The 2981-nt window shown below is 37.1% G+C and carries 2 protein-coding genes; one reads left to right on the top strand and one right to left on the bottom strand.

Annotation, left to right across the window (positions count from 1 at the left end; all coding sequences use genetic code 11):
• Positions 1 to 1202, top strand: a 1202-nt coding sequence (locus E7Z79_RS09645; protein ID WP_303739725.1) for an Ig-like domain-containing protein, incomplete at its 5' end; no start/stop codon positions are given.
• 158 nt (positions 1203 to 1360) lie between these two features.
• Here E7Z79_RS09645 and E7Z79_RS09640 read toward each other — a convergent pair.
• A complete protein-coding gene (locus tag E7Z79_RS09640; RefSeq protein ID WP_303739724.1) occupies positions 1361 to 2545 on the bottom strand; it encodes a coenzyme F420-0:L-glutamate ligase in 1185 nt (394 codons plus the stop codon).
• Between the last annotated feature and the right edge of the window lie 436 nt (positions 2546 to 2981).

The following is a 2981-nucleotide window of genomic DNA, read 5'->3' as shown; positions in this document are numbered from 1 at the left end:
AATCATGTCTTGAAGACCTTGTTGTACCTAACTTGAAACTAGGAACCTACATTGTCACAGGTACTTTTGAAGGAGACTCCTACTACACCAATAAGTCAAGAGTCAACTCCAGTGCAATAACCGTGACCAAAGGCGAACCAAATATCGATATCGACCTTGAAAACATAACTGGCAGCACCCCTTCAATAACCGTGAGATTACCTGCGGATGCCACTGGAAATGTAACTCTCTATGTAAATGGCCAAGTGATACAAGTCGTTAACGTGGTCAACGGCAGTGCAGTTGTCAACGTTACAGGCTTAAAACCAAGTAATAATACTGTTACTGTTGTCTACAGCGGTGACGGTAATTACAGTTCAGTCAATAAGTCAGCTGTCGTCAAGAACAATGCTTCAATTATTTCTTCTGACATGACCAGAGGTTATAATAGTGGCTTGGATTACACTGCAACATTATTTGATGCAGAAGGATTCCCACTTGCAAATGCAAAGGTAACCGTCAAGGTGGATACTAACACATACACTGTCCAAACCGATTCCAATGGTGTCTTGAGATTAAACAATAAATTGGCTGTCGGAAATCATGCTATTGTTATCATTAATCCAGTAACCGGCGAATATAAATTGAATAATTTAAAGATAGCTGCAAGGATTACCGGTAATAAGAACGTGAAAATCTTCTTTGCTGACAATTCCAAATATACTGTTAGAATTGTTGGTGACGACGGCAATTACGTTGGAGCAGGCGAAGTTGTTAAAATGAATGTTGGAGGTAAAACCTACTCTGTTAAAACAGATAAGAATGGTTATGCCACCCTTAAATTAAGTTTAAAAGTTAAAAAACACACTATTACTATAACATACAAAGGATTTACCACTAAAAATACAGTGACTGTTAAATCTGTTGTAAAACCTGTTAAAAAGTTAGTGAAACTTAATAAGAAATCTAAATATCTTAAAATCAAAGTTAAACTCAAAGGCAAAAAAGTCCTTAAGAAGAAAAGAGTTTACATGAAATTTAAGGGTAAAACATACAAGGCAAAAACCAATAAGAAAGGAATTGCAACATTCAAAGTACCTAAAAAAGTTACCAAAAAACTTAAGAAAGGTAAAAAATACAAAGCAACCTTTACCTACAAGGTAAAAGCAAACGGAAAAACACTTAAAAACACAGCTAAATGCTATGTTAAAAGATACAGATAAAACACAAAATTTTAGAGGATTTTCAATCCTCACATTTTCTCTTTTTTTTCAAAATCACTTGATTGGGCAGATATACTTATTTTAAACCCAAAAGCATCACTAAAAATCAGTTAAATTATAATTTCAAATCCAATTAAAAAAAGAAGGGTTTGGATAATTTAGTCGTTTGCTAAATTATCGAAGTATCCCTGGATGAAGACAACAGGTGTTCCCTTGTCTCCGGATCCGCTTGTCAAGTCACAAAGTGAACCGATTAAATCAGTCAATACTCTAGGTGTGGTTCCTTCAGTAATCATCTGTCCCATGAGGTTTTCAGCCTTTTTCCTGATTTCATCTTTGATTGCTTCCTTAAGCTCATCGCCTTTAAGGTCGGCAAACTTGTTGTCGGATACGTATTTCAGTTTGATTTCGTTTGGATATCCTACGAGTCCGCTGGTATGTGCTGGTGAAACTACAGGATCCGCCAATTCCCAGATTTTTCCGACAGGGTCCTTGAATGCGCCGTCACCGTAGACCATAACTTCAATCTGCTTTCCGGTAAGTTCAATAAGTCTTCTCTGAACCTCTTCAACAACTGCCTGTCCGGTTTTTGGGAAGAGCTTCAATTTTTCCTCTGTTGCCTTGTTTGAACCTAAAAGTCCGTATTCAGGATTGCATCCGGAGCCGTCGACAGGTTCGGTCAATACCTGGTGAAGTCCGTAGACATTTGCGCCTTCAGCTTTCAGTAATGCTGTGCTTTTTTCCCTTGTGTGGATGTCACAGGTGAGCACGTCATTTGTGTAGTCGAGAATTGTTCTGATGTTGTTTGAGAATACAAATTCAACTTCACAGTCTTCGCTTTCAATCAGGTCACGGTAGAAGTCGACCATGTTTATTCCGGTAAACGGATGTATCCATGAACCGAAAGTTTTCTTGTATTCGTCTTCTGAAATTACGCTTGCAAGGTCGAATTCGCTTTTATCCAATATGCCTTCATCCATTATTCCGTTTCCAACCTCATCTGATGGAAATGAGGATAATAATGTGATCTTATCCATTCCTCTTGCTATGCCCTTGAGGATAATTGAAAATCTGTTTCTGCTTAAAATAGGATTTACGACTCCAATCTTTTTGGATGGGAACTTTTCCTGCAAATCTTTTGCAACGTCATCTACGGTTACGTAATTTCCTTCTGATATTCCAACAACCGCTTCTGTGATTGCAACAATGTCCTTGTCCCTGAATTCAAATCCTTCGCTTTCCTTTGCGGCCATCAATGAATCTACTACAATAGTGGCCAAATCATCGTCCTTTTTAATAATCGGTGTTCTTATTCCGCGTACAACTGTACCAACACATCTCATATATGATAACTCCTATGGATTTAGTAACCCATTTATTTTATATTGTTCAAATTATATATAGTTTTGAGTTGATTTGTTTTTTAGGCCGAAAGTTCAGTAATTTGTTTTTGACATCTACATTCCTTCAGCCGGTTTTGTGCATGTTGAATTCAGACTTGATATATTTGATGCCTCGATTAATTTAATTGATGGTTTTTCGCTTAATCATGTGTTTGGTTGGGTGTTTTTGAGAGTATTTAATGGCTTGTTTTCAATCGATTTAAGATATGATGGCACTAAATTTATTTAGATTTAAATGATTGAACCTCTCCGACCTGTGGAGGTCGGAGATTCTTAGGTAATCCATTCTATATGAATGGAAAATATTCTAAGCTATCCCCCAGGTCCCCTAGGTTCTGTTTTTAGTGTTTTTAACCCTTCGTTTAAGATGTTGATT

Origin of the sequence: Methanobrevibacter thaueri, assembly GCF_015062905.1 — an archaeon.
GTDB classification, from domain to species: Archaea; Methanobacteriota; Methanobacteria; order Methanobacteriales; family Methanobacteriaceae; genus Methanocatella; species Methanocatella thaueri_A.
The sequence above is the reverse complement of the archived record's forward strand: the minus strand, read 5'-3'. Positions and strand labels throughout refer to the sequence as shown.

Excerpts from the sequence above, each read along its gene's own strand:
- E7Z79_RS09640 (WP_303739724.1), bottom strand. The coding sequence starts at position 2,545 with ATGAGATGTGTTGGTACAGTTGTACGCGGAATAAGAACACCGATTATT.